We start from the raw sequence: 26,826 nt of genomic DNA on the forward strand, positions 1-26,826 counted from the left end.
GTATTTGCAGTGCGTTACGCGGGCACTAGTCGATTGTCAACGAGAAATTATCGAATTTCAATAACTATACGTAACTTAATGTATGACGCAAGGGAGGCTCTGCCTTCACAGGGGGCTTGGCATAATCCCGCTGTCGCGATAGCGCCTGAAACCTACAAGTGTGTGGAAGGGTCCCGCCGGGAAACCGCATGAGTGAAGCGCTGCTGACTGCCACCCATAAGGGCGCCGAAAAGGGCGTAAGGCGTGCAACAAACTTGCGTGTCCGTGACTTCGCCGTGCTCATATCGTGCTTCGCGGCGGTGCTTGTCCTGCTTCTGGTCACAGGCTCCATCGGTTTCATCGAAGCCGCCGCCGCCTTGATCGCTGCGGGCGCCGTGGCCTGGGCCTATTATGTCGGATCGGCAACCGTCCTGCCGGCCTCCGCTGTGACGGACGGAGCGCCGGACAGTATCGTGCCGGGGCCTTCGACGGCCTCGATCCCGCTGAAGGCCCTGCCGCTGCCGGCGTTTGAAATCGATTTCGACGAACGCATCGTCGCCTTCAACGCCGAAGCGGAGGATATCCTGCGCCTCGACAACAGGGTGCGCCCGCGCGCATCGACGGTGATCCGGTCGCCGGCGCTCCTCTCCGCGATCGACAAGGCAATTCATACCAAGGTTGACGCGCCGCTGGCCGTGGATGTCGATGCCGGCCCGAATGAAACCTGGCGCGCGCACGTCTCCCGCCCGCTGGATGCCGGCCGGGTGCTGATCGTGCTGGAAGACCTGACACCGCTGCGCCGGGCCGCCCGCGCACGGTCAGACTTCATCGCCAATGCCAGCCATGAATTGCGCACGCCGCTGACCGCCCTGTCGGGATTTATCGAAACGATGCGCGGCCCGGCAAAGGATGACCCGGAAAGCTGGGGGCGGTTCCTGGACATCATGGCGGTCGAGTCCGAGCGCATGTCGCGCCTGATTTCAGACCTTCTGTCATTGTCGCGGATCGAGTCGTCCGAACAGGTGGCCCCGCGGGACCAGGTGGACATGCAGGATGTGATGGCCTCGGGCGCGGCTGCGCTGGAAGGGCTGGCCGATGAACGCGGCGTCGAGCTCGACGTGTCAGGCATCGACACCCCATTGCCGGTGATCGGCAACCGGGATGAGCTGATCCAGGTCGTCGAGAACCTGATTTCCAACGCCATCAAATACTGCCGCAAGGACGGCACGGTGCGGGTCACCTATGGCTTTGCCGCCGATACGGTCGACGCGCGCGCCAGGGCGGGCCAGGCATGGGACGACAGCGAGCGCATGACCCTGCTGCAGTCGGTCAACCGGCCGGGTCCGGGCGAGCCGGCGATCTGGGTGAGGGTGGAAGATGAAGGCCCCGGCATTGAGCGCCAGCACCTGCCGCGGCTGGGCGAACGCTTCTACCGGACAGATCAGAGCCGTGGCGGCAAGATCACCGGTACCGGTCTGGGGCTTGCCATTGTGAAACACATCATGGCGCACCACCGCGGCGGCATGGCCGTGGAAACGGTCATGGAGAAGGGGTCTGCCTTTGGGGTCTGGCTGCCGGCGATGCGCCGCAAGCCCGACGCAGCCTAGGCCGGCGGCCGGATCAGTCGGCCCCGTTAGTCTGCGGTGGCCGACCGGTGATGCGCGTCAAACCAATCGGTCATCAGGTCGCCCGGCATACGGCCGAGATCCCGGTACCAGGACGGCAGGTTCTGCAGCATTTCCGCCGTATCGCCCCAGCGGCGCAGGTTGACGTCGGCCGCTGCATGAAAGGCATCGCGCAGGCGGTTTTCGTCCAGCGGTTCGAAGCCGCTCATCCCCGTCAGGCCAGCGAGGCTTTTCTGCATGACCAGCGTGGTTTCGAGTGTGGCGGCCGCAACAGACAAAGTCGCGCGCCAGGGCATAAGCCAATATTCCATCAGTCCTGTATCCCTTTTCTGACCTGAACAGTACGCCTCAATGCTGCAATGCACAACAAGACTCATGCCAAAGGCGAAGTCACGGCTCTTTTCTTTTTAAAACAGGGTGTTCTGCGCCACCTGGCATGCTGCTTTGGCGAAATCAGAACCAGGTTCGGACGCCGATGACGAAACGCGTGTCGTCAGCCTTTCCGCCGTCGGCTTCGATCCGGTCTGCCGTTTTGCCGAAAGCGCTCTGGTATTCCACACCGATATAGGGCGCGACCTCGCGGCGGATCTCGTAGCGCAGGCGCAAGCCCGCCTGCAGATCGGTCAGGCCGGAGCCGAGCGCCTTTTCCGGAATGTCCTGCGCCGAAAAATTCGCCTCCAGCCGGGGCTGGAGGATCAGCCGGTTGGTCAGCAACAGCTCGTATTCGGCTTCGAAACTGGCGGTCAGGTCTCCTGAGCCGCTGAGGAAAGCGGCCCCGTCCACTTCGAACCAGTAGGGGGCGAGACCCTGGATACCGAGCACCGCGTGGGCCTGGCCCTTCGGTTCGAAGTCATAGCGCACGCCGGTCTGCAGGTCGAAGTATCGCGAAATGGCGCGGGACCAGAGCAGCTGGACTTCGGCGTCCTCCAGGTCGTTGTCCTCGAAAGAATACTCGCCCTCGGTTTTCAGCCAGACCTTGTTGATGTCGCCGCCATACCAGGCATCGGCATCCCAGACGCCGACGGTTTCCCCATCCGAGGACTGAGCTTCCAGCCGGTCGAACCGGACCATGGCAAAGGGCGTATCGCCGGAATGCGCCTGAACATGCGCGCGGGCAGCGTCCACTTCTGCCGGGTCGAAATAGGCATCGGCCTGCGACCAGGGTTTTTCAGATGAGGCTGCTTTCTGATGATCGTGCGCTTGTGCGGAGGCGCCTGTTGCAACGGCGCATGTCGCGAGGGCGGTAAGAATAACCCTGTGCATCACTTCGTCTCCCCATGCGTGTCATGACCCATGGCGGAATGGTCCATCATGTCGTGGTCCATATGCTCGTGATCCATCATTTTTTTGTCCGTTGACGGCAGGACGGAGACGACCTGCATCATGCCCGCATGCATGTGGTAAAGCAGGTGGCAGTGGAAGGCCCAGTCGCCGACATGGTCAGCCGAGACATCGAAGGAGAGCTTTTCGCCCGGTTTCACGATCACGGTGTGCTTTCGTGGCTTGTGGTCGCCGCCGCCGTTCACAAGGTCGAAGAACATGCCGTGCAGGTGGATCGGGTGCGGCATCATCGTGTTGTTGATCAGCGTCACCCGCAGGCGCTCGCCTTCATGGAAGATGATGGGCTCGGTCACTTCGGAGAACTTCACGCCGTCGAAGCTCCACATATAGCGTTCCATGTTGGAGGTGAGGTGGATCTCCATCTCCCGGCCCGGCGGGCGCAGGTCCGGATTGCGGGTCAGGCTGCGGAGCTGCGAATACCGCATGACGCGATGAGCCACGTCTTCGAGGCCGATGCCCGGCTCGTCGAGGCGGCTCATCGGCATCATGGCGACGTTTGCGACACCGGGGCCGCGTTTGATGTCCTTTTTCTCCACCGGCCAGCTGGCGTCATCTACCATGCCGTGTGCGGAGTGATCCATAGACATGCCGCCCATGTCATGGCCCATTGCGGCATGATCCATCTCTGAATGATCCATTGCCGCCATGTCCATGGAATCCATTTTCATATCGTCATGTCCCATAGCGCCATGATCCATGCCCATGTCCTTCATGGTCAGGGTCGGCACGCCGCGCAGGGCAGGGGCTTCGGCGCGCATGCCAGGCTTCGGCCCGAAGGTCGCCACCGCCTGTCCTGAGCAGTCGATGCTCTCGGCGACGAAGGCGTAGGCCTGATCATCCTTCGGCTCGACGATCACATCATAGGTTTCGGCAACACCCATCTGGAACTCATCGACTTCCAGTGGCTGCACATTGAGGCCGTCGGCGGCGACGATGGTCATCGGCAGGCCGGGCAGGCGGACATTGAAAATCGTCATCGCCGAGGCATTGATGATCCGCAGGCGCACGCGCTCGCCGCGCCGGAAGATGCCGTTCCAGTTGTCGGCGGTGGAGTGGCCATTGATCAGATAGTGGTAGGTCGCCCCCGTCACGTCTGCGATGTCGCGCGGCGACATGCGCATCTGGCCCCACATCGCACGCTCGTCCCAGGCGGCGCCGAGGCCCTTTTCCTGCGCATCCTTCAGGAAGTCGCCGACCGTGCGTTGCTGGTAATTGTAGGCATCGCTCATCTTCTTCAGCTTCGCGAAGATGCGGTAAGGGCTTTCGAAGCTCCAGTCCGAAAGCACCAGCACATATTCCCGGTCATAGGTGACCGGGTCATGATGTTTTGGGTCGATGATGATCGGACCGTAGAGGCCTTCCTGCTCCTGCAGACCGGAATGGGAATGGTACCAGTAGGTGCCCGATTGCGGCACGGCATATTTGTACGTGAATGTCTCGCCCGGCCGGATGCCCGGAAAGGTGACGCCCGGCACACCGTCCATCTGGAAGGGCACAAGCAAGCCGTGCCAGTGGACGCTGGTATCTTCCTCCAGCGTATTGGTCACGTTGAGCGTGATCTCGTCGCCTTCACGAAACCGGATCAGCGGCGCGGGCAGCGTGCCATTGACGCCCAACGCCTCGCCGCCACGCCCGCCGATGCGAACCGGGAAGCGCCCGATTGACAGGTTGAACTCCGTTGCAGTGGCCGGGGAGAGGCCGGTGTTGCCATCGCTGGCACTGCGCGCCCAGGCCGGCAAAAGGGCAGCAGGCAGCAGGGACGAAAGGCCTGTCAGGGCGGCACCCTGCAGGAATAGTCTTCGACTGAACATGGGAAAGAACCTTCTGAATTGAGAGAAAGCGGCATCGGGGCGGGCGCGCCGACAACGCGCCCGGCCGGGCCGGTCTCAATTCAGGAGGCGGGTTTTCAGTTGCAGCGGCGTCAGCCGGGGCGGCCCGGACGCCTGGTAGAACCTGTATTTCAGCAGCCGTGCGGGCGGGGCCAGGACCTTCGGGGCATTGGCCGGACCGATCACTGCGGCAGCAGCGCCAACGGGCAGGACCGGCGCGGGCATGGCCTGTGGGGCCTGCGTGATCAGTTCCGCGTCAGCGTCACAATGGGGACAAGCCGATTTGTCGTGATGCGCCGGTCCGGTTTCGTCGCAGGCATGTCCTGCCGGCATGCTGTGCGCCATCTCCATGGCCACCGGCGCCCGGGCTTGCGGCGCGTCACAGGCGCAAAGCGCCTGCTGGGCTGCAAAGAACAGGGCAAGGCCTGCCAGGAAGAAGGATCTCATCAGGATCATGCGCAAAGCCTGCAGAGCTCCCGGCAATCCGGGAGGCGGTTCTGGTCCAGATAAGCATCGGCCGGCAGGTTTTCAAAATAACAAAGCGGCGGCGGCTTTGCCGGGCGGCCCTTGTCAGGGAGGGGTGGCGCCCGTCAGATGACGCCAAAGCGCAACCCTTGCGCGCAAGGATGGAGGCTTCACCGTGGATTCCGGCACTGCCGCGCTCGAACCGCTTGAACGCATCATGCAGGAGGCGTCGGACCTGGCCCTGTCCTGGACGCGCCGGCGCGAGGCGCTGGTCGTGGACGAGAAGTCAGCCGGGCAGTTCGCCTCCAGCGCAGACCTCGATGTCGAAGCCATGTTGCGCCGGTCTCTGGCAGAGGAATTCGGGGAAGGGCGTATCATCGGGGAGGAAATGGGCGGCGATCTCGGCGAAGGCATTACCGGCTGGGCGCTCGACCCGATCGACGGCACGTCGAATTTCCTGCTCGGTCTGCCGCTTTGGGGCATTTCCGCCGGATATATCGAGAAGGGCGGTTCGGCGCTCGGGGCCATCGCGCTGCCGGAACTGGGCTTGCTCCTGTCGGCCGCAAGCGGCACCGGGCTGCGCGTGAACCGGATCGCGCAGCCACGTGCCGCGTCGCGCGGGCCGGTAAAGATCATGGCGCTCGGAGAGAATGACTTCGAGCCGGGGCCGGAGACCGATGCGCGGGCGCAGACCTTCCGCGACCAGGGTTATGCCGTGGTGCGTTACCGCTGCGCCGTATTCTCTCTGGCATCCGCCGCGCTGGGCAGGCTGGGCGGATATGTCGAGCGGGGCTGCGGCCTGTGGGACGTTGCGGCCGCCGATATCATCTGCCGTGAGGCGGGCATGTCGGTCGAAGCTGGCAGGATTGCACCCGGCCGGTATGGCATCGATGCGCGCTGGGCCTGAAAATCGCCCCGGATCCTGCCCCGTTTTCGCCGCCCGCGAATGCGATTAGGTTTTCATCATGTCTGAGATGCTGCCTGGAAATTTCGTTCCGTCGCCCGCCCGCGGGCGGGTGCTGGTGTTCGATTCCGGGGTAGGGGGCCTCACCGTGGCGGAGGAGATCCGCGCGCTCGGCCCGGCGCTTGGCGTGCACTATGCCGCCGATTCCGGCTTCTTTCCTTATGGCGACAAATCCGACGAGGCCCTGCGCGAGCGCCTGCCGAAAGTGGCAAAGGCGCTGTGCGACCGGGTTCGCCCTGACGTGTTCGTCATCGCCTGCAATACGGCCTCGACGCTGGCGCTGTCCGACGTGCGCGCGGTGCTGGATATTCCGGTCGTCGGCACGGTGCCTGCGATCAAGCCCGCCGCCCAGTTCACCCGCACCGGTACGATCGGCCTGCTGGCGACCCCCGGCACGATCCGCCGGGCCTATACATCGGAACTGATCGAGACATTCGCCGGCCATCTGCATGTCATCATGCATGGCAGTATCGAGCTTGTCCGCCTGGCCGAGGCGCATGCCCGCGGTGAGGACATTCCCATCGACCGGTTTGCAGAGGCGCAGGCACCGCTGTTCGATGTGCCGGGCGGGGAGAAGATCGATACGGTCGTGCTCGCCTGCACGCACTTTCCGCTCGTGCGCGGCCAGCTGATCGCCAGCGCCCCCCAGTCTGTCAGCTATGTCGATTCAGGCGCCGCCATCGCGCGCCAGACGATCCGTGTGCTGCCGGTTGAGACCGAGGCACGCGGCATTGGCGGGCACGCCTATCTGACCAGCGAACCAGAGGACGAGGCGGATCTCGCCCTCGTCCTCAGGCGATACGGTTTTCCAGAGCTTCAGCGGGTCGCCATCGACCCGATGGACACGACTTCTGCACCGACAGACCCGTAAAGGCTCGGCCACGGCGCGTCCTGCACTTCCACCACTTCGGTTTCGCCGAAGCCGTTGAAGCGGCTGGACATGGCGCGGCCATAGGCCCCGAGGTTGCCGAACTCGATATAGTCGCCTTCGGACAGGCCGGCCGGCAGCATGATCTCGTCCGGGAACTTGTCGGTTGAATCGCAGGTTGGGCCGTAGACGCGATAGGCTTCCATGCCGTGCAGCTTGCGGCCGTCGCCGGCAATCGCGCGCTTTGGGAATTTCCATTGCTCGTGCACGGCATCGTAGAGGGCGCCATAGGAGCCGTCATTGATGTACAGTGCACCGTTTTTCGACAGTTCGATGCGGCACAGCAGGCTTTCGGATTCGGCGACCAGCGCGCGGCCCGGCTCGCACCACAGGTCTGCGTTTTCGAGAACGTACATGTTCTCGAACGAGGCTTCGACCATTGCGGCATAGGATTCGAGCGCCGGCGGGGCGCCATCGGCGTATACGGACGGAAAGCCGCCGCCGACATCCACGATGTCGACCGTGACAGCGGCCGAGATGATGATGCGCGAAACGTCTGCCATGGCGGTGGCCCATGCCGTCGGCTTCAGGGCCTGGCTGCCGACATGGAACGACACGCCCAGCTCGTCCGCATAGCGGCGGGCTTCGCGCAGGATCTCTGCGGCGTCGTCTGCGCTCGCGCCGAACTTGCCGGCCAGCGGCAGGGCGGCGCCGTCGCAGGAGACCGCAACGCGCACGATGATGGTCAGGTCCTTGGCGTAGCCGGTTTCCTCAAGAATCTTGTTCAGCTCTTCCATCGTGTCGGTGACGAAGATGCGGACGCCGAATTCCTTGTAGGCGCGGGCAATCGCCCGGCGGTTCTTCACCGGGTGCAGGAACGCGATGCGGGCTTCCGGGAACCGGGTACGGATCAGTTCGACTTCGGTGTCGGAGGCGCAGTCGAAGCTGTGCACGCCGCCAGCCCAGAGGGCGTCCAGCACGTGCACGCCGGGGTTTGCCTTCACGGCATAGAACGGCTCGGCAGAGAACGACTCACGGAACCATTTCGCCGACGCGGTGACGCGTTCCGGACGAAAGCACCAGACAGGGACGTCCGGCTGGATCTCGCGAACAATATGTGTCGGGGTAGCATAGGAGTGCATGACACCTAACCTCCAAAGGGCTTTTAACCAGCTTTGGGCGTTAGTACGGGGGCCCCCACCGAGTGGGTTAGCGCAGAGTGTCCGCCACATCTCTATATTTCGAGGGGGCATGTAGGGGACTCTGTTCACGCACGCAAGGGGATTTTTTTGCGCGAACTGAATTTTTTCACGAAACCTTCTTCGACGCGGCCTGTAGCAGTTATTGAAGAAGCCCTACGATGTTTGGCGTCGCCCCGGATTCCGGATAGATGCAGGCGCAACTGGGAAAGCATTCGGCATGACACGCGCACTTCCTCCGGCCTTTGCGCCTATCCTTGCTGCGGCGGCCTTGCTGCTGTCGGCGGCGTGCGGGCGCACGGATCTGTCCGAACTGGAAGTGGGCGACCGGATCGTGACGCCCGCTATCACCGGCATTGATGTGGAGAAGATCAAGATCGTCGGCTCCTCCACGGTCTCGCCCTTTGCCACGGCGGTTGCCGAACAGTTCGGTGCGGTCACCGAATGGCCGACGCCCGTGGTCGAAACGACCGGCACGGGGGGTGGGTTCAAGGCATTCTGCTTGGGGACAGGACCGTCGCGGCCGTCGATCTCGGATGCCTCGCGTCCGATCAAGAGCGGAGAGCTGGCGCTGTGCGCCGCGAACGGCGTCAACGATCCTGCCGAAATCCGTGTCGGGTATGATGGCATCGTCATCGCCAATTCCAAGGCGGGGCCGGATTTCGATATTACCAAGGCGGAGCTTTATCGCGCTCTCGCCATGGACCTGCCGGACGGGCAGGGCGGGTTCGTGCCCAATCCCTACAAATCCTGGAACGAGGTGAGCCCCTCCCTCCCGGATGAGCCGATCCTCGTCTTCGGGCCGCCGCCGACTTCCGGCACGCGCGATGCCTTTGTCGAGCTGGGCATGGAGCATGGCGCGCTGGAGGACCCGCAGATGGCGGCCTTGCGCGATGCGGACGAAACCACCTTCCTGCAACGGGCCCGGACGATCCGCACCGATGGGGCCTGGATCGATTTCGGCGAGAACGACGCGGCAGTGGTCCAGGCGCTGACAAAGACACCCACCGCGATCGGCATTCTCGGCTTTTCCTTCCTGGAACAGAATTCAGACCGCGTGAAAGCCGGTCTGCTGTCGGGGGTTCCACCGGATTTCGTGCACATCAAGGATGGCGACTATGGCCTTTCCCGCATGCTGTTCATTTATGTGAAGCGGGAGAATCTGGGCTTCGTGCCCGGTATTGCCGAATTTGTGCAGGAATTCGTGTCGGATGGCGCGATGGGCCCCGATGGTTACCTGCTGGACAAGGGCCTGATCCCTCTGACCGATGAAGATCGCGCGGCAGAGCAGGTGCGGGCGGCGCAGCTGAAAGTGGCGCCGGAAGACGGCGCGGACTGATCAGGACTTTTCGTCAGGTCCATCCGGCGTGTCCGGGCCTTTCCTGGGCTTCGGGCTGAGGTCCAGCAGCGGCGGGATCACAAGTTCCAGCGGTTTCTTGCGCCGCCGCAGGCGGATCTTCTGCCAGAAACGTTTCCGGGCCGGAGCCGGAAGGGGCTGGAGGTTCTCGATGAACGCCTCGGCGCAGGCCCGCCAGCTGTAGCCTTCGGCATATTTCCGGCAGGTGTCCCGGTCGAGCTCGAGGCAGGCGACCGCGCCGGCCGCGAGGTCCCCGCCGACCGGTGTGACCGTCCCGGCATTCGAGCCCGGGATGACATCACGCGGGCCGGTGGCATCGAAGGCGGCAACCGGTGTGCCGGAGGACATGGCTTCCAGAACGACCAGGCCGAACGTGTCAGTCAGGCTGGGGAAGACGAAAACGTCGGCGCTGGCATAGACGGTTGCGAGATCTTCATTGAACCGCGCGCCAAGGAATTTCACGTCCGGATAGCGCTTCTGGAGTTCCTCGCGCTGGGGCCCGTCGCCGACGATCACCTTTGTGCCCGGCAGGTCCAGTTCGGCAAAGGCTTCGATATTCTTTTCCACAGCCACGCGGCCGACATTCAGGAAGATCGGGCGCTGCAGGCCCTCGAACGGGTCGCCCGGCTGGCCTTCCTCTATCCGGCGGGACGGGTGGAAGAGGTCTGTATCCACGCCCCGGCCCCAGGCGACGAGGTTGATGAATTTCTTGGCCCGGAGTTCCTCCACCATGGAGGGCGTCGGCACCATCACCTTGCCAGAATATTTGTGGAACCAGCGTACGAAATTGTAGCCCCAGGACAGCGGGATCGGCAGGCGGGCGCTGACATATTCCGGGAAGCGCGTGTGATAGGCGGTCGAGAAGGGGTGTTTGATCTTCAGGCACATGGCTCGGCCCGCCATGCCGAGCGTCCCTTCGGTCGCGATGTGGACCGCGTCCGGCTCGAATTCGTTGAACCGCTCTTCGATTTCGCCGCGCGCGAACAGGGCGAGCTTGATTTCCGGATAGGTCGGAAGAGGGGTGGTCAGGAATCCCTGTCCGGGGTGCACAATTTCCCATTCATGGCCCATCGCCTCGGATTCGGCGATGACGCGCTTCATGGTGCGCACGACGCCGTTGACCTGAGGGTCCCAGGCGTCTGTCACGAGCATGATCCGCATGTGGACTCCCATCGATGCCACGCAGCCGCGCGCAACATGGCGGGCTTGGGCGGTATGGTAAAGGCCTGAATCTCCTTCGCCTTCCGGTGCCTCTTGTGGCGATATCTGTACAGGCCGCAACCCCGCAGCGCAGGCCGTCAGCGCGGACAGCCTGCCCGGATTTGCCGTGACGGCGGATAAAATATTCTACATCAGCGAATTTTTAAGTAATATCCGTGCATTCTCGCATGATGAGCCGGGTGCACCCTCAGTTGAGAATTGACTGGTCGGCCAGGGGCCGCGCCCGTGTCTGGGCCTTCACGGCCATCGGCACGGCCGTCTGCATCGCATTTGCCTTCGCGTTCGACAGCTACAATTTTTCCAGTGGCGGCTGGAATTGGGGCAAGGACCCGTTCAATAATCTGGTCATCCCGCTCCTCCTGGCGCCGCCATTTTTCTACATACTACTCAGCAAGATGCAGCAGCTGGCCGTGGCACACACGGAGCTGATGACGGTCGCATCGACCGACAGCCTGACAACCCTTCTGAACCGCCGGGCCTTCACCGAGATGGTCGATGGCTACATGAAGCGGGTCGAGGAAGCCGAAAAGTCCGAAAGCAGGAACCAGGGCGGTGCCCTGCTGGTGATCGACGTTGACCACTTCAAGCGCGTGAACGACAGGTTCGGGCACGTCACGGGCGACGAGGCGCTGAAGCTCATTGCCGGGACGATCCGGTCCGCCGTCCGCGAGACAGACCTTGTCGGCCGTCTGGGCGGCGAGGAATTCTGTGTCTTCATTCCGGGTCAGTCCCCGGAGCTTGCCTCTGCAACAGCAGAACGGATCCGCAGGGCTGTTGCCGCGGCGGACTTCAGCCCCGGCGGCGCGCGGCACGAATTGTCCGTCAGTGTCGGCGGCGTTGCCTATGACAGCCAGGTGCCCTTCAGCGACCTCTACCGGAAGGCTGACGAAAGGCTCTATGCCGCCAAGCACAATGGCCGCAACAGGGTCGAATTCGTGCGCCACGAACAGGCTGGCTGCCAGCCAATGATGCACTAGGCCGTCATTACCGGTTTTCCGTAAAATCCAGCGTAAGTCCTCAGTGCCCGCCATTGACGCGCACGGGGCTGGCACGCCACATGGAAGGTCACCCTTATCATTTGGCAACAAACGGAACCCCATATGGCCGATACACTCGTCACAACCCAGTATGTCTGGGATGCGCTCGATTCAAACAAGTTCGTCGATGAAGAAGCCCTGCTGGAAGAGCTTCTGAAAGAGACGCCGGTCAGTGACGATCTTCGCCAGTCGGCGATGCGGCGTGCGCTGGACCTTGTTGAAACGGCGCGGGCGACGGGACGGCGCAAGGGGATGATGGAAAGCTTCCTTGAGGAGTTTGGCCTGTCCAACGCCGAGGGGCTCGCCCTCATGTGCCTTGCCGAAGCACTGCTGCGTGTGCCGGATGCTGAAACACGCGACGACCTGATCGCCGAGAAGATCCGTTCCGGCAATTGGGGCGCCCATCAGGGCCAGTCGGAATCCTGGCTGGTCAATGCCTCCACTTGGGGATTGATGTTGACGGGCCGCGTGATCGGCGTGCCGGCGGCGGCCAAGAAGGGACCGGGGCAATTCGTTTCCGGCCTTGTGCGGGAAAGCGGCGAGCCGGTGATCCGCGCGGCCATGATGCAGGCGATGCGGATCATGGGCGAGCAATTCGTCCTTGGCCGGAGTGTGAAGGACGCGCTGAAGCGCGGCGGCCGCATGGTGCGCCAGGGCGATGCCGCACATTTCAGCTTCGACATGCTGGGGGAGGGCGCCCGCACCACCGCCGACGCCGAACGATACCTCAAGGCCTATCAGAGCGCGATCGAACAGGTCGCCGCCAGCAAGGACAAATCGGCCCCGCCGGAAGCGTCCAATGGCGTGTCGGTGAAACTGTCTGCGCTTCACCCGCGGTTCGAGGCGGTGAATGAAGACCGCGTTCTGGCCGAGATCTATCCCGGCCTGCTCGGCCTCTGCCAGCAGGCGGCCAAGGCGAATATCGGTCTTTGTCTCGATGCGGAGGAAGCGGACCGGCTGGTGCTGTCCCTGAAGCTGTTCGAAAGCCTGGCGCGTGAACCGTCGCTGAAAGACTGGACCGGGCTCGGCATTGCCGTTCAGGCCTACCAGAAACGCGCCCGCGGCGTGATCGAGAAACTGAAGCAGCTGGCAGGCGATACGCGCCAGCGCTTCATGGTGCGCCTTGTGAAGGGCGCCTACTGGGACAGCGAGATCAAGCACGCCCAGGTCGAGGGCTTCCCGAACTTCCCGGTCTTCACCACCAAACAGGGTACGGACTTTCACTATCTCGCCTGCGCGAAGCAATTGCTGGAGGCGAGCCCGGTGCTCTATCCGCAATTTGCGACCCACAATGCCCACACGCTGGCCACGGTGGACCTGATGGCGGACTCCATGGGCGTGACGAAGTTTGAATTCCAGCGCCTGCACGGCATGGGTGAGGCGCTGTATGGCGCGGCGAAGGCTGGCAAGCGGGTGCGGGTCTATGCACCGGTCGGGGCGCACAAGGACCTGCTGCCCTATCTTGTCCGCCGCCTGCTGGAGAATGGCGCCAATACCAGTTTCGTGCACTCCTTCCTCGATCCGGACGTACCGGCCGAACAGGTCGTCGCTGATCCGATCACCAAGGTGGAAGCCGGGCCGCGCCGCCATCCGCGCATTCCAACACCGCCACGCCTTTACGGGCCGGAGCGCCGCAACTCGTCCGGCATGGACCTGTCGCAACAGAATGTCCGCGACGATATCGCTGCAGCGATCCGTGTCTTCCGCGACAGCCCGGCCATTGCGGCAGGCGCCATCGTGTCCGGCAAGCCGGAGACGGGCGGGGGAGAGCTTTGCCGCGTGCCCTTCCATACGGAGACGGTTCTGGGTGCCTGCAAGGAAGCAAGCGAAGCGGCGATGGACCGCGCCCTTGATGCCGCCGTCAAATTCCAGCCGGACTGGGACAAGCTGGGCGGGCCGCAGCGCGCGAGCCATCTGCGCGCCATGGCCGAAGCGCTGGAAGACAACATGTCCCGCCTCATCGCCCTGATGGCGCGGGAGACCGGCAAGACGCTGAATGACGGCATCGCCGAAGTGCGCGAAGCGGTCGACTTCCTGCGCTACTACGCGATGGGGGCGGAGAAGGATTTCGCAGCCCCCATGCGCCTGCCGGGACCGACGGGGGAGACCAATCACCTGTCCCTGCACGGCCGGGGCGTGTTCTGCTGTATCAGTCCGTGGAATTTCCCGCTGGCCATCTTCACCGGCCAGCTCGCGGCGGCGCTGGCGGCCGGCAACACGGTTGTTGCCAAGCCGGCCGAGCAATCGCCGCTGATCGCGTTCGAGGCGGTGAAACTGTTCCACAAGGCCGGCCTGCCGGTCGACGCGCTGCACCTGCTGCCCGGCAAGGGCGAGACGGTGGGCGCGAAGCTGACATCCGATCCCCGGATATCCGGTGTCTGCTTTACCGGCGGCACGAATACCGCCCGCATGATCAACCGCACGCTGGCGGAACGCGACGGCCCGATCATTCCGCTGATCGCGGAGACCGGCGGCCTGAACGGTCTGTTTGTCGACACGACCGCCCTGCGCGAGCAGGTGCTGGACGACATGATCCTTTCCGCCTTCGGATCGGCTGGCCAGCGCTGTTCGGCGCTGCGCGTCGCCTTCCTGCCGAAGGCCACCGCCGACCATCTGATCGAAGGCCTGAAAGGCGCGATGGATCAGCTGAAGCTGGGCGACCCGGCCTTGCCCGAAACGGATATCGGCCCGGTCATCGACGAAGAGGCCCGCAGCATGCTGCAGGAACACCTCAAGGACATGAAATCGCGCGCGAAAGTGCTGCACCAGGTCGACGCCGGGATCATCGGACAGGAGGGGTATGGCTTCGGCCCGGCCCTGGTCGAGATTTCCTCGCTCGATCAGATTACGGAAGAGAAGTTCGGCCCGATCCTCCATGTGATCCGCTACGATCCGGACGACATTGACGAAGTCGGCGGCAAACTCCACGCCAAGGGCTATGGCCTGACGCTGGGCGTGCATTCGCGCCTCGACAGCTTCTACAAGGAGGTCCGGGCCGCCTGTCCGGTGGGCAACACCTATGTGAACCGGTCGATGACCGGGGCCGTGGTGGGGGTCCAGCCCTTCGGCGGGGAAGGGCTTTCCGGCACCGGGCCCAAGGCGGGCGGGCCGCATTATCTTCACCGCTTCGCCGCAGAAAGGGCGCTGACGGTGAATATCACGGCACAGGGCGGTGACGCCGAACTGCTCAGCCTGTAGGGATAGACCGATGAAACACGCCCTGTTCCTGTCCGCCGCCCTTTTGACGGCGACCGTTCCCGGTGCCTGCGGACAGGCGGGCGACACCGCTGAAATGCCCGGCGCGACCGTCCAGCTGGCCGGAACAGACGACGCGGCGGCCGATCCGCAGGTGGCCAGCACCGCGGACATGCCGCGCTTTCTGCTGGTGGATAATGACGTGCTGAAGGCCGACGCCCGCTTCGAGGAGGCGATTTTCGCATTCGATCCTGCCATCGCGGCAGACCTCATCGAAGACGCGAACAGCCGGATCGAGGTGATGCAGCAGGATGCGCTGGCCTACAAAGAGGCCGATCCGGAATATTTCCGGCCCTACGGCCTGAAGATCGACTGGCGCGTGACGGGCGCGGCGGGATCGCTGGCGGGGCTGGAAGGCTTCATCTTCACCTTTACCGGCGGCGCGCACGGCAATTACATGACCGATGCCCGCATCTACGATACGGCGACCGGGGACAGGCTGCAGGCCGGAGACTTGTTCACCGACAAGGAAGCCGCAGCCAGCGCCCTTGCGCCGGATGTGTTCGACGGCATCGCCTCCGCCAAGGCAGCGCGCAGCGGGTCGCCTGACAACCGGGAGACGTTTCGCGGTGAGGCGGAAGACGCTCTCGCCGGGTCAAACCTGTTTGCCGGAGAGGTCAGCCTGGCCGCGTCCACGGAAGAGGGCAAGCTGGGCGGTCTCGTCCTGCACTATGCCCCTTATGAAATCGGTTCGTATGCGGAAGGGGCGTATCACATCACCCTGCCGCAGGCGGATTTCCATGATTTGTTGAAGCCGGAATATGCAGACCTGTTTGGCGGGGAACCGGCGGACATTCAGCGTTTCGGCGACTGACGGTCAGTCCCGGCCCTTAATTCTGGCAAGCGCGGAACGCGAAGCCCTGGCCCTTTGAGCCATCCAGCAGGGAAATTTCCGCCGTCATCCGGTTGCCCTCGCGCGCATAGCGGATGCGCTGGGGGTAATCATGGTCCGCGTCTGCGAAGACGATATGCGCCGCACCGCGTTCGACTTCGGTGAAGCGGGCAGGGCCCTTGCCGGCCGGATAGGCATTGAATGTATAGGCGGCGCCGGGATCGATACGCGATTGTTCGAAAAAGGTGACCGCATCTCCCTTCAGGGCCAGGGCGTAACCGAACAGGTAGCCATGATCCGGCGCGGACCAGACTTCGCGATAGTCTCCATCGGCATTTTCCCAACAGCCGCTGATCCAGCCGAGCGGATGCCCGCTGTCCATGTCCGGCGCTGCAGTGCAGGCCCCCAGCAGGAGCGTGGCGGCCAGGGCGCGTTTCATGGTTTGACCAATGTGCAGCCAAGGCCCGGCGTGAACTTCGCCTGCGCACTGACCTGGCCGTCATGCGACGACGCGCGGGTTATATTGTTTTCGTCCGTATAGGTTATACCGGTCATGTCGAAGGTGAAGTCACCCTGGCAGCTCTCCATTTCCCGTCCGGCGACATGAAGGCAGGAACAGACCTGCTTGGCACCCAGCGAGACCAGAATCTCCGCATGCGCGAGTTCGTCCGCATGCGCTACCTGCTGGTTGGGGTAAAAAGCTATTCCCGCTGCGGTTGCGAGCGAAATAATCCCAGTTGCGACCAGAAGTGCTTTGACGTTCTTCACTTTTTTCCCCTATGTCCGGAGTAGGACAATAGGAGATAGGCGCCATGGTGCGCAACATATTCCTCTTCTGCTTTATGTTCGTTCTGGCGCCGCTGGCTTCGGCACAGGCTCAGGATCACGCGCTGGTGCCGCTGCCGGCCCAGCCGGAGGGGGTGGCCTGGCCGACCCGGGGCTGGGAAACGGGCGACCTTCCACCAGAAGCAGCCGACAGGGTGCACGAACTGCTCGACATCGCGATGGTTGGCGGACGCGGTGACCTTGGCGGCGAGACACGGGCCGTCGTCATCATCCATCGCGGGAAACTCGTGGCCGAGGTCTACCGGGATGGCTTTGGTCCGGAGACAAGGCAGATGTCGTGGAGCCTCGCCAAGTCGGTGACATCGGCACTGGTGGGGCGTGCCAGCCAACTCGGCCTGATCGACGATATCGACGCGCCCATGCCAGGCCTGTTCGACACGGATGATCCGCGTGCGGCCATTACATGGCATCAATGGATGACCATGACGGACGGGCTGGACTATCTCGAATTCGAGTCCGACATCCTCGAGGACAATGATGTGGCCCGGATGATGTACGGGGCAGGGCAGTTCGATGTGATCGAATATATCCGCGAGCATTTCCCGCTGAAGTATGACCCCGGCACGCACTGGAACTATTCGACCGCAAGTTTCAGTCTTGTTGGCCGGGCCCTTCAGGGGCTGATCGGGATCGAGAGCCGGTGCTCAACTGCGCTGGTGGAGGCTGCGCCGGAGGCCGGGGCGCCGGATAGCGCCTGCCCGCCCGCAGATGTACCCATGACGGCATGGATCCGTCAGGTCCTGTTCGATCCGCTCGGCATGGACGCCCAGCCGGAGTTTGATCTCGCCGGCACCTATCTCGGCGGGTCGCATGTCTGGGCCACGGCGCGGGACTATGCGAAATTCGGCCTGCTCTACCTGCGTGACGGAGTGTGGGAAGGCGAGCGTCTGTTACCGGAAGGCTGGGTTGATATGACCCGCACACCGCCGCCGGACGCGGCAATTGATTTCTATGGCGCGGGCTTCTGGCTGGTCCCCGGCGGCGAAGGCGCGTTCTATGCCCAGGGACATGAAGGCCAGACAATCTGGATCGCGCCGGGCCGGGATCTGATCATCGTCCGCCTCGCACTGATGGAAGAGAACGATGCCAACTGGAACGCAGACCTTGAATGGAACAAGACCCTGACACGCGCTTTTCCGTAAAAGACGCGCCGTATAGAGGGTCTATAGAAGGTCTGTAGAGGGTGTTCTTGAGTGTCTGGCGGGGGCGTTTATCGACCCCCTCAGTCGCCGCCCACCTTGAAATGCGCCAGAAGGCTGGTGACCGGTTTTGACCGCTCGTCCTGCCAGGCCTCGGCCCGGACCGAGCACATGCGCCGGCCCATCTTGGTGATGGTTGCGCGGGCAAACGTGTCCTTGGCGTGGCCCTGGCGGAGATAGTCGATCGTGATGTTGATCGGCCGGGGCGGGCGTTCCAGGTGCTCGGTCACGAGGTAGACCTGTGCCATGGCGGTCAGCTCCAGGAAGGTGGCAATGGCGCCGCCGTGCAGGGCCTGAATCGTGAAATTGCCGATCAGTTTCTGCTGGAACGGCATGACCGCTGTCATCTCGTCGCCCATGACTTCGCAACGCATGCCGATTTCCTGCGCGATCGGGGTCCGGGCCAGGAAGGCCTGTACCTGTTCGCCGCGGGTGGGGAGGTGTTCGTCAGCCATCAAGATTTCCTCAGCGATTCAACCGAGCGCGGCTTGTTGATGGCGAAGGCACCTGCCGCGGTGGCGATCACCTTGTCCCGGCTCTCGTGATAGGCCCAGGCACGGGTGAAGCAGACACTGCGGGTGATGTGGTAGCATTCCGCCTCACCGAGGATTTCCCGGTGCGGTTCGGCCGCGCGCATATAGTCGATACGTAAGTCCAGCGTGGAAACGAAGCGGGCCTTGTCGAGCGCGGAACTCGCCGCCATGCCGCAGAGGTTGTCGAGGAATGAGGTCAGCACGCCGCCATGGATCACGCCTGTGTCCGGATCGCCGACAAGGCGTTCTTTCCAGGGCTGAACGCCCCAGACGTGGCCTTTTTCCAGCTTGGTGACGCGGAAACTCATCCGGCGTCCCCAAGGGATGCCGCCGGTCATGATTTCCAGGTTTTCTCCCATGACCTGCCAGGGTTCGGCAGTTGGCGTCGCGTCATCTTCCATCTGGGGCCTCATTCATTTGACCTGCCTTTCGCCTCGGATAACATCCGGGCAGAAAAGAACATACACATGACCGCAGGTCAGGAGGAAGCTATGGCATTCGAGGGAACGGGCAAACCGAAGACCTGCATCATTGGTGCAGGATGTTCGGGCTTTACAATGGCCAAACGCTTGAAAGACCGGGGCCTGCCTTATGATTGTTTCGAAATGTCGGACGATATCGGCGGGAACTGGTACTACAAGAACCCCAATGGGGCCTCGTCCTGCTATCAGTCGCTGCACATCGACACGTCCAAATGGCGCCTGGCCTTTGAGGATTATCCCGTTCCGGAGGACTGGCCGGATTTCCCGCATCACGCCCAGCTGTTGCAGTATTTCCATGACTATGTGGACCATTTCGGCCTGCGCGAGACGATCACTTTCAACACGGCGGTGACCAATGTCGAGGACCTGCCGGGCGGCCGCTGGAAAGTGACGCTGTCGACCGGGGAGACGCGCGAATATGATGCCGTCGTGGTCGCCAATGGCCACCACTGGGACCCGCGCACGCCGACCTATCCCGGGCATTTCGATGGTTACCAGGTTCATTCCCACAACTACACTGACCCGTTCGAGCCCTATGACTTCCGCGGCAAGCGCGTGATGATCGTCGGGGCCGGAAACTCCGCGATGGATATCTCGTCGGAACTGTCCCAGCGTCCGCTGGCGGAGAAACTGTTCATCTCCATGCGCCGTGGTGTCTGGGTGATGCCGAAATACATGGACGGCAAACCGGCCGACAAGGCGGTGCTGCCGTCCTGGATGCCGTCCAGCCTCGGTCGCAAGCTCGCCCGCGCCAAGATCAAGAAAACCATCGGCATGATGGAAGACTATGGCTTGCCGAAGCCGGACCATGAGCCGCTGGAGGGCCACCCCTCCGTATCGGGGGAGTTCCTGACCCGTGTTGGCTGCGGCGACATCACGCCGAAACCCGGCATCGAAAAGCTGGATGGCGACGGCGTCGTCTTCACCGATGGCACGCGCGAAAAGGTCGACGCGATCATCTGGGCGACTGGCTATAATGTGACCTTCCCGTTCCTCAAGCAGGATGACCTGACGCCGAAGGAAAATGTCTTCCCGCTGTACAAACGCATGGTGAAACCGGGACGGGAGACGATCTTCTTCCTGGGCCTTGCCCAGCCCCTGCCGACGCTTGTGAATTTTGCCGAGCAGCAGTCCAAACTGGTGGCCGCCGCCCTTGATGGCGAGTACGCTTTCCCCGATGCTGCCGAAATGGAGCGCATCACGGTCGCAGACGAGAAAGAGCACCTCGGGCACTTCTATGACAGCCCGCGCCACCGCATGCAGGTGGACTTCAACCTCTATTGCCGCGACCTGCAGAAGGAGATCGAGAAGGGCATGAAACGCGCGAAAGTTCACGCATGAGGCAGCTGCTGGGGGCTGCACTCACACTGGTCTTCCTTGCTGGCTGTGCATCATCGCCAGCCCCCACTCGGGTGCGGACTTATACGCCGCCGCCAGGCCCGCCGCAGGTCTCCGCCGCGCAGGGCAGCTTCCAGCCGAATGCCTACCTCCGGTCCTGCGGGGGCATTTACGTCACCAACGCGCCGCCCATGGACAAGGATTTCTGGGTGGTCGACTACAAGCCGATCATCGTCGTGGGCTCTGTCGTCATGGCGACCGCGCCCTCGAACGATGTCTGCCTGTCATCCGGGTTCGGCATTCGCTCTGCCAGGCGCCATGACGGGATCGACCTGCAATCCATTCCGGCCGGGCCGATCTATGCGGCGGCTCCGGGGCGTATCCTCGAAGCGCGGGTTTCAACCGGCTACGGAAACATGATCCTGATCGACCATGGCGGCGGCGTCTACACCCGCTACGCCCATCTCGCTTACTTTGCAGACGGGATACGTGCCGGTTCCGAAGTGGGCTTCGGCCAGCAGATCGGCATGATGGGCCAATCCGGCAATGCGACCGCCATTCATCTCCATTTTGAAATCCTGACCGGCAACTACAACAATCCGAGAGGGTCCAAAGGGCTTGCACCGCGCAATCCGTTCGAGTTTCCGGCCTATAATCCGGGCAGCTGACAGATGACGAACAAACCGGAATGAACCGCTTTTTCGATCCTGACCTGTTTGCCCGGGCCTATCGTGATCCGATGGCCTGGCTGACCCTGCTGGTCGATCTGCTGCCTGTGATCGCCGTGGTGTTCTTCGGCTGGAAAGCTGTGCCTCTGGTCGCGCTCTACTGGCTGGAAAACCTGGTCATTGGGGCGTTCACCGTCCTGCGCATGCTGGGCACGATTGCCGCCAATCTGCTCAACATTCCCATCGCGCTGTTCATGGTCCCGTTTTTCACCGTACATTACGGCATGTTCTGCTTCGGCCACGGCATCTTCCTGAGCGCCTTTGCGGGCGGCGATGTCGGACATGCCGCGCCAGGGGTCAGCGGCATGCAGACGCTGATCGACTGGGCGCTCGGCACCGGGCCCTACATGCTTTGGTTCGTGGGGGCGATCATCCTCGTCAACACCCTCTTTTACCTTGTCGATTTCATCGGGCGCGGCGACTTCCGGAACACGCAGCTGCCCGTGGAAATGTTCGCGCCTTATGGCCGGATCGTGACGCTGCACGTGGCGATCATCCTCGGCGCAGGCCTGATGCTGGCGTTCGGACAGCCGCTGATGGGCGTGTTGATCCTGATCATGCTGAGGGTCGGGTTCGGCATGTTCCTGAACATGCTTCGCCAACGGAAGATCGAAGGTGCCGGCAGCAAGACCCTGAATGCCGTGGCAGAAGCGGGGTAGGGACATGACGCTGAATATTCCCGCGATCGAGGCGCAGGCCGAACTGCATCACCAGTACCTGCTGGGCCTTGAGCTGATGGTCGCCACGCGCGAAGGGCCGGAAGTTGTCGGCGACTGGATGTTCCGCCTGTTCCGCCGCCAGCATGAGGACAAGTTCCTCTCAAGCTTCCGCAAACTGGGGCTCGACGGCCTGCCGGATGCTGTGGCGTGTGCGAAATATCACGTCCTGTCCAATGGCGTCGGCGGCGTGGCCGTCGAATACATGGAAGAGAGCGACACGAAGGCCTGGGTCCGCTTCCGGTATCCGCGCTGGATGTATGACGGCGCGGTGATTTGCGGTGTGCCGGTGGAGGCGAGCCGGGGGTTCCTGCGCGGCTGGTATGGCCAGAATGGCGTGTCGCTTGGCAATCCGCGGCTTGGCTTTGTGTGCGTGTCGGAGGACATGACCGGCCAGTTCGGCCTCTGTGGCTATTTCCGGGAATATGATCACGACCTCACCGAAGACGAACGCCTCGTCTTTGCGCCGGATGAGCGTCCGCCGCCTTTCGATCCGGCGAAACAGCCCGAGCCGCCGCCCGGGGAATGGAACGCGGAACGCCTTGCCAAGGCCAACCGGAACTATGCCGTGGAATATATCCGCAATGGCGTGCGCGAACTGGTGAATGTGCTCGGGCGTGAACGTGCGCTGGAACTCTGTCATCTCGCGGCACGGCTGACGGGCCTGCAGCACTACCGGCACATGGCAGAGGCGGTTGGCGGCAGGGATGGCGGCCCGGAAGAGGCGGCAGGCTTCCTCGCTGCCATGTTCGCCGGCATGGGGGACGAGTGCCGGGTGGACCCCTTTGATGACGGGGCCGTCCTGCACCAGACCGGCCTGCGGATCGTCCGCGGGCTGGAGGGTGCGGAGCGCGATACGCTCCTGTCTTGCTGGATCGAGATCTGGCGCGGTGCGGTACATTCGCAGAGGATGTTCATGGACGTGGATTGCAGCGTCTCTGAGACGGGCCTTGTCTGGAGAGTCACGGGGTCGTCCCGTTAAGCCGTCCGGATCCCTGACAATACGTAATTCCCTGAATTTTTTGAGATGAAGTGCATCGCAGCTATGCGATGTTATAAAGTTGACACATGATGACGCCTTCGGCCACGATGGTTTGCAGGTGAGGATGGCAAGTCATGACAATCGGCATGAAAACGGTAGAAAATTCCGGCAAGAGAGCCCGTTCCAAGGCAGCGAACCGGCGGGCGATTCTCGATGCCGGCCGGCGCGTGTTCGCGCGGATCGGGTTCGAGGCCACGACAGTGCGCGACATTATCCGGGAGACCGATCTCGCGGCCGGCACGTTCTACAATTACTTCAAATCCAAGGAAGAAGTCTTCGAGGCAATTGCCGAAGACTCCACACATCGCTTTCGCGGCATGTTGAAAGATGTCCGCGCCACGGCCCGCACCGCACATGACTATATGCATGATGCTTATCATGCCTATTTCAGCTTCATTGCCGATGAGAACCGTCAGGCCCTGTCCGAAGGGGCGCCCCATATGGCGCTGATCGGCGTGCGGGTGGATACGCCGGAAATGCTGGCGGTTGCCGCGGAGATCCGGTCGGACCTTGAGCGAATCCTGTCGGCAGACACATCCTCGACCATCGACATCGAGTTTCTCACGGCCGCCGCGATTGGAACGGCCCGGGAAATGGGAGAAATCATGCTGCTCCGCCGGCCGGTCGATGTCGACGGTGCGACCGAGTTTGCCTCCCGGATGCTGATGGCCGGCGTGAAGGAGCTTGCCGCGAAGTAAGGCGCTTGCCCTCTTGGCGAGCGAGGCGCGGCAGGTCTAAGCTTCCCCCGAGAATACAACAGGGGAGCGGCCATGAGCCTTCAGCAGACCATCACCAAGCTCGTCATGAAACTGCCGGGCGGCCTGCTCGTGAAAATGGCAGGCGGCAAGCCGCTGACAATTCGGGACCGTACCCTGGAGCCGCAGCTGCAGCTGATGGCGTGGAACGGACGCAATGCGCCGCCGCTCTCCAGCCTGCCGGCGGAAACCGTTCAGGCCGTGACCAAGGAAACCCTGGCATCCGTCGAGGCGCCCATCGAACCCGGTGTGCGCACCGAGGACCTGACCATTCCCGGCCCCAACAAGAACCAGATTCCGGCCCGCATCTACCGCCCGGACGGGCAGGATCCGAAGGCGCCGCTGATGGTTTACTACCATATGGGCGGCGGCGTGATCGGCGATCTGGAGACCTGTCACGCCTGGTGCTCCATTCTGGCCAGCCGGGTGAAATGCCCTGTCCTGTCGGTCGACTACCGCCTGGCACCGCAGCACAAATTCCCTGCCGGCATCGATGATTGCTGCGCCGCTTATGAATGGGGCATGCGCAATGCCGCCAAATTCGGTGCGCCGGAAGGTGTTGCCGCCGTGGGCGGAGATTCCATGGGCGGCAATTTCTCGGCGATCATCGCGCAGGAGATGCAGCGCGAGGACAAGCCGCTGCCGGCGATGCAGCTGCTGATCTATCCGGCCATCGACCTTGTCGAGGAATTCCCCTCCCGCAAAGAGTTCAGCCAGACTTTCTCCCTGTCCACCGACACGATGGACTGGTTCATGCAGGAATACCTGCCGGAAGGGTTCGACAAATCAGACAGGATGCTGTCGCCCGGGCAGACGGGGCATCTCGATGGCCTGCCGCCGGCCGTCGTCATCACGGCCGGTCATGATCCGCTCTGCGATGAAGGCGATGATTATGCCCGCCGCCTGAAGGATGCCGGCGTGCCGGTGATCCACAAACGCTATGACAATCTTGCGCACGCCTTCACGGCGTTCACCCTGATTTCGCCCGGCTCACGCAAGGCCTGCCTGGAAATCGCGGACATGGTCCGCACCGTCTATTCAAAACTCTAGGAGCGCGGCTTGAAAGCGCTTGTCTGTCACCAGATTGCGGATGACTTCTCCGGGCTGGAAGTGCGGGATATTGCCGTGCCGGAGCCGGGGGAGGGCGAGGTCCGGGTTCGCGTGAAGGCGGCCGGGGTGAATTTTCCCGACCTTCTGATGAGCCAGGGCAAGTACCAGTTCAAACCGGAGCTGCCTTTCACGCTCGGCATGGAAGTCGCGGGCGTGATCGACGCGGTCGGCGATGGTGTGTCGGAGTGGACGCCCGGCGACGAAGTGATCGGCGGCAACAAGACCGGCGCGTATGCGGAATATGCCGTGCTTCCGGCGGCCAGCCTGTCCCGCAAACCGGGGCCCTTCACGTTCGCCCAGGCCGCGGCCTTTCCGGCAGCCTATATCACGGCTTATGTGGCGCTTGTCGTTCGGGCCAATTTGCAACCGGGCGAAACGCTGCTTGTGCATGGGGCGAGCGGCGGGGTTGGCATGGCCGCCGTGGATGTCGGCAAGCTGCTCGGCGCGACGGTCATCGCGACTTCGGCATCCGATACCAAATTGAACAAGGTGCTGGAATACGGCGCGGACTACGGCATCAACGTGACCCAGGGCTTTCGCGACAAGGTCAAGACGCTCACCCAGGGACGCGGCGCGGACGTCATCTTCGATCCGGTCGGCGGGGATGTGTTTGACGAAAGTGTCCGCTGCATCGCCTTTGACGGGCGGCTTCTGGTTGTCGGTTTCACTTCCGGGCGTATTCCTTCGATCAATGCGAACATGCCGCTGATCAAGGGGTTCTCGGTCGTTGGCGTGCGGGCGGGGGAGTATGGCCGCCAGTTCCCGGAGCGGGGGCTGAAGAACAAGGCCGCGATCGGCCAATGGGCAGAAGAGGGCAAAGTGCGCCCCCACGTCTTCAAGGAGATCCCGCTGGATGACTGGCGGGAAGCGTGGCGCCTGATGACCGACCGCGAAGTTGTCGGTAAGGTCATCATCAGACCCTGAGACCGATAAAACAATTTACACCTTAAGAGAGGAATACCCGATGGCTGAGCAACTTCCCGAGACAAGCCTTCAAATCCGCACGCTGGTGACACCGGAGGGCAAACTGGAATTGTCCCTCACCGAAGCGCCGGTGAAGGCGCCGGGCCCGGATCAGGTGCTTGTGCGGATTCAAGGCACACCGATCAACCCGTCCGACCTCGGCCTTCTGGTTGGCGGGGCCGACATGTCGACCGCCGTGCAGGGCGGAACGAAAGACAATCCGACGATCACGGCCGATGTGCCGGAAGGCGGCCTGCGCGCCATGAAAGCCCGGCTTGGCCAGTCGCTGGCCGTGGGCAATGAAGGCGCAGGCATCGTGGTCGCCGCCGGGGATTCCCCTGAGGCACAGGCGCTGCTTGGCAAGATGGTCACCTGCCTGGGCGGGAACATGTACCAGCAATACCGTACACTACATGTCTCGCAGTGCATGGCCCTGCCGGACGGCACGACGGCAGAGCAGGGGGCGTCCTGCTATGTGAACCCCCTGACCGCGCTCTCCTTTGTGGAAACGATGAAGGCAAAAGGGCATTCCGCCCTCGTGCACACTGCGGCCGCATCGAACCTTGGCCAGATGCTGAACAAGATCTGCCTCAAGGATGGCGTGCCGATCCTCAACATTGTGCGTAAGGAAGAACAGGCGGAGATCCTGCGCGGTATCGGTGCCAAGCACATCGTCAACTCGACCTCGCCGACTTTCATGGAAGACCTGATCAAAGGCCTGATGGAAACCGGCGCGACAATGGGCTTTGATGCCATCGGCGGCGGACCGCTGGCCGGCCAGCTGCTCATCGCCATGGAAGCTGCGGCCAGCCGCAAGATGAAAGAATATTCCCGCTATGGGTCCGGCACGGAAACGCAGGTCTACATCTACGGCCGGCTCGACATGTCGCCGACCATCGTGCCGGCCGGCGTCGGCTTTGCCTGGAACCTCAGCGGCTACCTGCTGACACCGTTCCTGGAGAAGGCGGCCCCGGAAGTGCGTGCACGCATGTACAAGCGCGTGATCGACGAACTGGATACGACCTTTGCCAGCCACTACACGAAGACGATCTCGCTGGCCGAGGCGCTCGATCTGGACACGCTGCACGCCTATAACGCCAAGGCGACGGGCGAAAAATACCTGATCGATCCGAGCCTCTAGG

General features: G+C 62.8%; 26 protein-coding genes. 16 read left to right on the forward strand and 10 right to left on the reverse strand.

What is annotated here, in order from left to right; genetic code table 11:
- Positions 1 to 188 precede the first annotated feature (188 nt).
- Positions 189 to 1,586 (forward strand): ATP-binding protein, encoded by a 1,398-nt coding sequence (locus HAD_RS07330; RefSeq protein ID WP_084331815.1) that lies wholly within the window; start codon positions 189 to 191, stop codon positions 1,584 to 1,586.
- A 26-nt stretch (positions 1,587 to 1,612) separates the two neighbouring features.
- Here HAD_RS07330 and HAD_RS07335 read toward each other — a convergent pair whose 3' ends face one another.
- The 4 genes from HAD_RS07335 to HAD_RS07350 form a co-directional block, all read right to left on the reverse strand.
- Positions 1,613 to 1,915, reverse strand: a complete 303-nt coding sequence (locus tag HAD_RS07335; RefSeq protein ID WP_035570242.1) for a hypothetical protein — start codon at positions 1,913 to 1,915, stop codon at positions 1,613 to 1,615.
- Between the two features lie 142 nt (positions 1,916 to 2,057).
- Complete coding sequence (locus tag HAD_RS07340; protein WP_035570244.1) at positions 2,058 to 2,867, reverse strand: copper resistance protein B; 810 nt, start codon at positions 2,865 to 2,867, stop codon at positions 2,058 to 2,060.
- Positions 2,867 to 4,756: a copper resistance system multicopper oxidase gene (locus HAD_RS07345; protein WP_035570245.1), complete on the reverse strand. Its 1,890-nt coding sequence runs from the start codon at positions 4,754 to 4,756 to the stop codon at positions 2,867 to 2,869. Before HAD_RS07345 ends, HAD_RS07340 begins: the two co-directional genes overlap by 1 nt.
- Positions 4,757 to 4,831: 75 nt before the next feature.
- Positions 4,832 to 5,230: a hypothetical protein gene (locus tag HAD_RS07350; RefSeq protein WP_035570247.1), complete on the reverse strand. Its 399-nt coding sequence runs from the start codon at positions 5,228 to 5,230 to the stop codon at positions 4,832 to 4,834.
- Between the two features lie 184 nt (positions 5,231 to 5,414).
- On the opposite strand from HAD_RS07350, the gene HAD_RS07355 reads away from it, so the two are divergent.
- Together HAD_RS07355 and murI are read left to right on the forward strand one after the other, a co-directional pair.
- A complete protein-coding gene (locus HAD_RS07355; protein WP_051596005.1) occupies positions 5,415 to 6,146 on the forward strand; it encodes an inositol monophosphatase family protein in 732 nt (243 codons plus the stop codon).
- Between the two features lie 58 nt (positions 6,147 to 6,204).
- A complete protein-coding gene (gene murI / locus HAD_RS07360; RefSeq protein ID WP_035570249.1) occupies positions 6,205 to 7,074 on the forward strand; it encodes a glutamate racemase in 870 nt (289 codons plus the stop codon).
- On the opposite strand, the gene HAD_RS07365 is transcribed toward murI, so the two are convergent.
- Positions 7,020 to 8,213, reverse strand: coding sequence for a type III PLP-dependent enzyme (locus HAD_RS07365; protein ID WP_035570250.1), 1,194 nt, complete (start codon positions 8,211 to 8,213; stop codon positions 7,020 to 7,022). The two genes, murI and HAD_RS07365, sit on opposite strands and share 55 nt — an antisense overlap.
- 277 nt (positions 8,214 to 8,490) lie before the next feature.
- Here HAD_RS07365 and HAD_RS07370 point away from each other — a divergent pair, with 277 nt between their 5' ends.
- Positions 8,491 to 9,609, forward strand: coding sequence for a substrate-binding domain-containing protein (locus HAD_RS07370; RefSeq protein ID WP_035570251.1), 1,119 nt, complete (start codon positions 8,491 to 8,493; stop codon positions 9,607 to 9,609).
- On the opposite strand, the gene HAD_RS07375 is transcribed toward HAD_RS07370, so the two are convergent.
- A complete protein-coding gene (locus HAD_RS07375; RefSeq protein ID WP_337956292.1) occupies positions 9,610 to 10,908 on the reverse strand; it encodes a glycosyltransferase family 4 protein in 1,299 nt (432 codons plus the stop codon).
- Between the two features lie 131 nt (positions 10,909 to 11,039).
- Between HAD_RS07375 and HAD_RS07380 the strand changes: the two genes are divergently transcribed.
- The 3 genes from HAD_RS07380 (at position 11,040) to HAD_RS17880 (ending at position 15,954) form a co-directional block, all read left to right on the forward strand.
- Entirely contained in the window at positions 11,040 to 11,825 is a 786-nt protein-coding gene (locus tag HAD_RS07380; protein WP_035570252.1) for a GGDEF domain-containing protein, read from the forward strand.
- A gap of 123 nt (positions 11,826 to 11,948) precedes the next feature.
- The gene (gene putA, locus HAD_RS07385; protein ID WP_035570253.1) at positions 11,949 to 15,083 is read left to right on the forward strand and encodes a bifunctional proline dehydrogenase/L-glutamate gamma-semialdehyde dehydrogenase PutA; all 3,135 of its coding nucleotides are present in this window, start codon (positions 11,949 to 11,951) and stop codon (positions 15,081 to 15,083) included.
- Positions 15,084 to 15,093: 10 nt separating this feature from the next.
- Positions 15,094 to 15,954 (forward strand): DUF3298 and DUF4163 domain-containing protein, encoded by an 861-nt coding sequence (locus tag HAD_RS17880; RefSeq protein WP_051596006.1) that lies wholly within the window; start codon positions 15,094 to 15,096, stop codon positions 15,952 to 15,954.
- Positions 15,955 to 15,970: 16 nt separating this feature from the next.
- Here HAD_RS17880 and HAD_RS07395 read toward each other — a convergent pair whose 3' ends face one another.
- Together HAD_RS07395 and HAD_RS07400 are read right to left on the reverse strand one after the other, a co-directional pair.
- Complete coding sequence (locus tag HAD_RS07395) at positions 15,971 to 16,411, reverse strand: DUF6265 family protein (RefSeq protein ID WP_035570254.1); 441 nt, start codon at positions 16,409 to 16,411, stop codon at positions 15,971 to 15,973.
- The gene (locus tag HAD_RS07400) at positions 16,408 to 16,740 is read right to left on the reverse strand and encodes a hypothetical protein (protein WP_035570255.1); all 333 of its coding nucleotides are present in this window, start codon (positions 16,738 to 16,740) and stop codon (positions 16,408 to 16,410) included. Before HAD_RS07400 ends, HAD_RS07395 begins: the two co-directional genes overlap by 4 nt.
- A 44-nt stretch (positions 16,741 to 16,784) precedes the next feature.
- On the opposite strand from HAD_RS07400, the gene HAD_RS07405 reads away from it, so the two are divergent.
- Entirely contained in the window at positions 16,785 to 17,960 is a 1,176-nt protein-coding gene (locus HAD_RS07405; RefSeq protein WP_051596007.1) for a serine hydrolase domain-containing protein, read from the forward strand.
- Between the two features lie 80 nt (positions 17,961 to 18,040).
- Here the strand turns inward: HAD_RS07405 and HAD_RS07410 are convergent, their stop codons facing one another.
- Complete coding sequence (locus HAD_RS07410) at positions 18,041 to 18,472, reverse strand: PaaI family thioesterase (RefSeq protein WP_051596008.1); 432 nt, start codon at positions 18,470 to 18,472, stop codon at positions 18,041 to 18,043.
- Positions 18,472 to 18,951 (reverse strand): PaaI family thioesterase, encoded by a 480-nt coding sequence (locus HAD_RS07415; RefSeq protein WP_051596009.1) that lies wholly within the window; start codon positions 18,949 to 18,951, stop codon positions 18,472 to 18,474. Before HAD_RS07415 ends, HAD_RS07410 begins: the two co-directional genes overlap by 1 nt.
- A gap of 90 nt (positions 18,952 to 19,041) precedes the next feature.
- Between HAD_RS07415 and HAD_RS07420 the strand changes: the two genes are divergently transcribed.
- The 8 genes from HAD_RS07420 to HAD_RS07455 all read left to right on the forward strand — a co-directional run bounded on the left by HAD_RS07420 (position 19,042) and on the right by HAD_RS07455 (position 26,825).
- Positions 19,042 to 20,373, forward strand: a complete 1,332-nt coding sequence (locus HAD_RS07420) for a flavin-containing monooxygenase (protein ID WP_035570259.1) — start codon at positions 19,042 to 19,044, stop codon at positions 20,371 to 20,373.
- Positions 20,370 to 21,038, forward strand: coding sequence for a M23 family metallopeptidase (locus tag HAD_RS07425; protein WP_084331818.1), 669 nt, complete (start codon positions 20,370 to 20,372; stop codon positions 21,036 to 21,038). The genes HAD_RS07420 and HAD_RS07425 overlap by 4 nt, the downstream gene beginning before the upstream one ends.
- 20 nt (positions 21,039 to 21,058) lie before the next feature.
- Positions 21,059 to 21,757 carry a DUF6498-containing protein gene (locus tag HAD_RS07430; RefSeq protein ID WP_035570264.1) on the forward strand — a complete coding sequence of 233 codons (699 nt, stop codon included), beginning with the start codon at positions 21,059 to 21,061 and terminating at the stop codon, positions 21,755 to 21,757.
- Between the two features lie 4 nt (positions 21,758 to 21,761).
- Entirely contained in the window at positions 21,762 to 22,796 is a 1,035-nt protein-coding gene (locus tag HAD_RS07435; protein WP_051596011.1) for a hypothetical protein, read from the forward strand.
- Between the two features lie 134 nt (positions 22,797 to 22,930).
- Positions 22,931 to 23,554 carry a TetR/AcrR family transcriptional regulator gene (locus HAD_RS07440; RefSeq protein WP_035570266.1) on the forward strand — a complete coding sequence of 208 codons (624 nt, stop codon included), beginning with the start codon at positions 22,931 to 22,933 and terminating at the stop codon, positions 23,552 to 23,554.
- A 72-nt stretch (positions 23,555 to 23,626) separates the two neighbouring features.
- Positions 23,627 to 24,661 (forward strand): alpha/beta hydrolase, encoded by a 1,035-nt coding sequence (locus HAD_RS07445; RefSeq protein ID WP_035570268.1) that lies wholly within the window; start codon positions 23,627 to 23,629, stop codon positions 24,659 to 24,661.
- A 9-nt stretch (positions 24,662 to 24,670) separates the two neighbouring features.
- Positions 24,671 to 25,645: an NADPH:quinone oxidoreductase family protein gene (locus HAD_RS07450; RefSeq protein WP_035570269.1), complete on the forward strand. Its 975-nt coding sequence runs from the start codon at positions 24,671 to 24,673 to the stop codon at positions 25,643 to 25,645.
- A gap of 40 nt (positions 25,646 to 25,685) precedes the next feature.
- Positions 25,686 to 26,825, forward strand: a complete 1,140-nt coding sequence (locus HAD_RS07455) for a zinc-binding dehydrogenase (protein ID WP_035570271.1) — start codon at positions 25,686 to 25,688, stop codon at positions 26,823 to 26,825.
- Position 26,826: the final 1 nt, after the last annotated feature.

Source organism: Hyphomonas adhaerens MHS-3 (assembly GCF_000685235.1).
GTDB lineage: Bacteria > Pseudomonadota > Alphaproteobacteria > Caulobacterales > Hyphomonadaceae > Hyphomonas > Hyphomonas adhaerens.

Bases quoted from the DNA above. Each gene is read 5' to 3' on its own strand.
- HAD_RS07405 (WP_051596007.1), top strand. From the start codon at position 16,785: ATGGTGCGCAACATATTCCTCTTCTGCTTTATGTTCGTTCTGGCGCCG.
- HAD_RS07410 (WP_051596008.1), bottom strand. From the start codon at position 18,472: ATGGCTGACGAACACCTCCCCACCCGCGGCGAACAGGTACAGGCCTTC.
- HAD_RS07440 (WP_035570266.1), top strand. From the start codon at position 22,931: ATGACAATCGGCATGAAAACGGTAGAAAATTCCGGCAAGAGAGCCCGT.
- HAD_RS07335 (WP_035570242.1), bottom strand. From the start codon at position 1,915: ATGGAATATTGGCTTATGCCCTGGCGCGCGACTTTGTCTGTTGCGGCC.
- HAD_RS07415 (WP_051596009.1), bottom strand. From the start codon at position 18,951: ATGGAAGATGACGCGACGCCAACTGCCGAACCCTGGCAGGTCATGGGA.
- HAD_RS07425 (WP_084331818.1), top strand. From the start codon at position 20,370: ATGAGGCAGCTGCTGGGGGCTGCACTCACACTGGTCTTCCTTGCTGGC.
- HAD_RS07370 (WP_035570251.1), top strand. From the start codon at position 8,491: ATGACACGCGCACTTCCTCCGGCCTTTGCGCCTATCCTTGCTGCGGCG.
- putA (WP_035570253.1), top strand. From the start codon at position 11,949: ATGGCCGATACACTCGTCACAACCCAGTATGTCTGGGATGCGCTCGAT.
- HAD_RS07340 (WP_035570244.1), bottom strand. From the start codon at position 2,867: ATGCACAGGGTTATTCTTACCGCCCTCGCGACATGCGCCGTTGCAACA.
- HAD_RS07330 (WP_084331815.1), top strand. From the start codon at position 189: ATGAGTGAAGCGCTGCTGACTGCCACCCATAAGGGCGCCGAAAAGGGC.
- HAD_RS07345 (WP_035570245.1), bottom strand. From the start codon at position 4,756: ATGTTCAGTCGAAGACTATTCCTGCAGGGTGCCGCCCTGACAGGCCTT.
- murI (WP_035570249.1), top strand. From the start codon at position 6,205: ATGTCTGAGATGCTGCCTGGAAATTTCGTTCCGTCGCCCGCCCGCGGG.
- HAD_RS07350 (WP_035570247.1), bottom strand. From the start codon at position 5,230: ATGATCCTGATGAGATCCTTCTTCCTGGCAGGCCTTGCCCTGTTCTTT.
- HAD_RS17880 (WP_051596006.1), top strand. From the start codon at position 15,094: ATGAAACACGCCCTGTTCCTGTCCGCCGCCCTTTTGACGGCGACCGTT.
- HAD_RS07445 (WP_035570268.1), top strand. From the start codon at position 23,627: ATGAGCCTTCAGCAGACCATCACCAAGCTCGTCATGAAACTGCCGGGC.
- HAD_RS07435 (WP_051596011.1), top strand. From the start codon at position 21,762: ATGACGCTGAATATTCCCGCGATCGAGGCGCAGGCCGAACTGCATCAC.
- HAD_RS07420 (WP_035570259.1), top strand. From the start codon at position 19,042: ATGGCATTCGAGGGAACGGGCAAACCGAAGACCTGCATCATTGGTGCA.
- HAD_RS07395 (WP_035570254.1), bottom strand. From the start codon at position 16,411: ATGAAACGCGCCCTGGCCGCCACGCTCCTGCTGGGGGCCTGCACTGCA.
- HAD_RS07365 (WP_035570250.1), bottom strand. From the start codon at position 8,213: ATGCACTCCTATGCTACCCCGACACATATTGTTCGCGAGATCCAGCCG.
- HAD_RS07430 (WP_035570264.1), top strand. From the start codon at position 21,059: ATGAACCGCTTTTTCGATCCTGACCTGTTTGCCCGGGCCTATCGTGAT.
- HAD_RS07455 (WP_035570271.1), top strand. From the start codon at position 25,686: ATGGCTGAGCAACTTCCCGAGACAAGCCTTCAAATCCGCACGCTGGTG.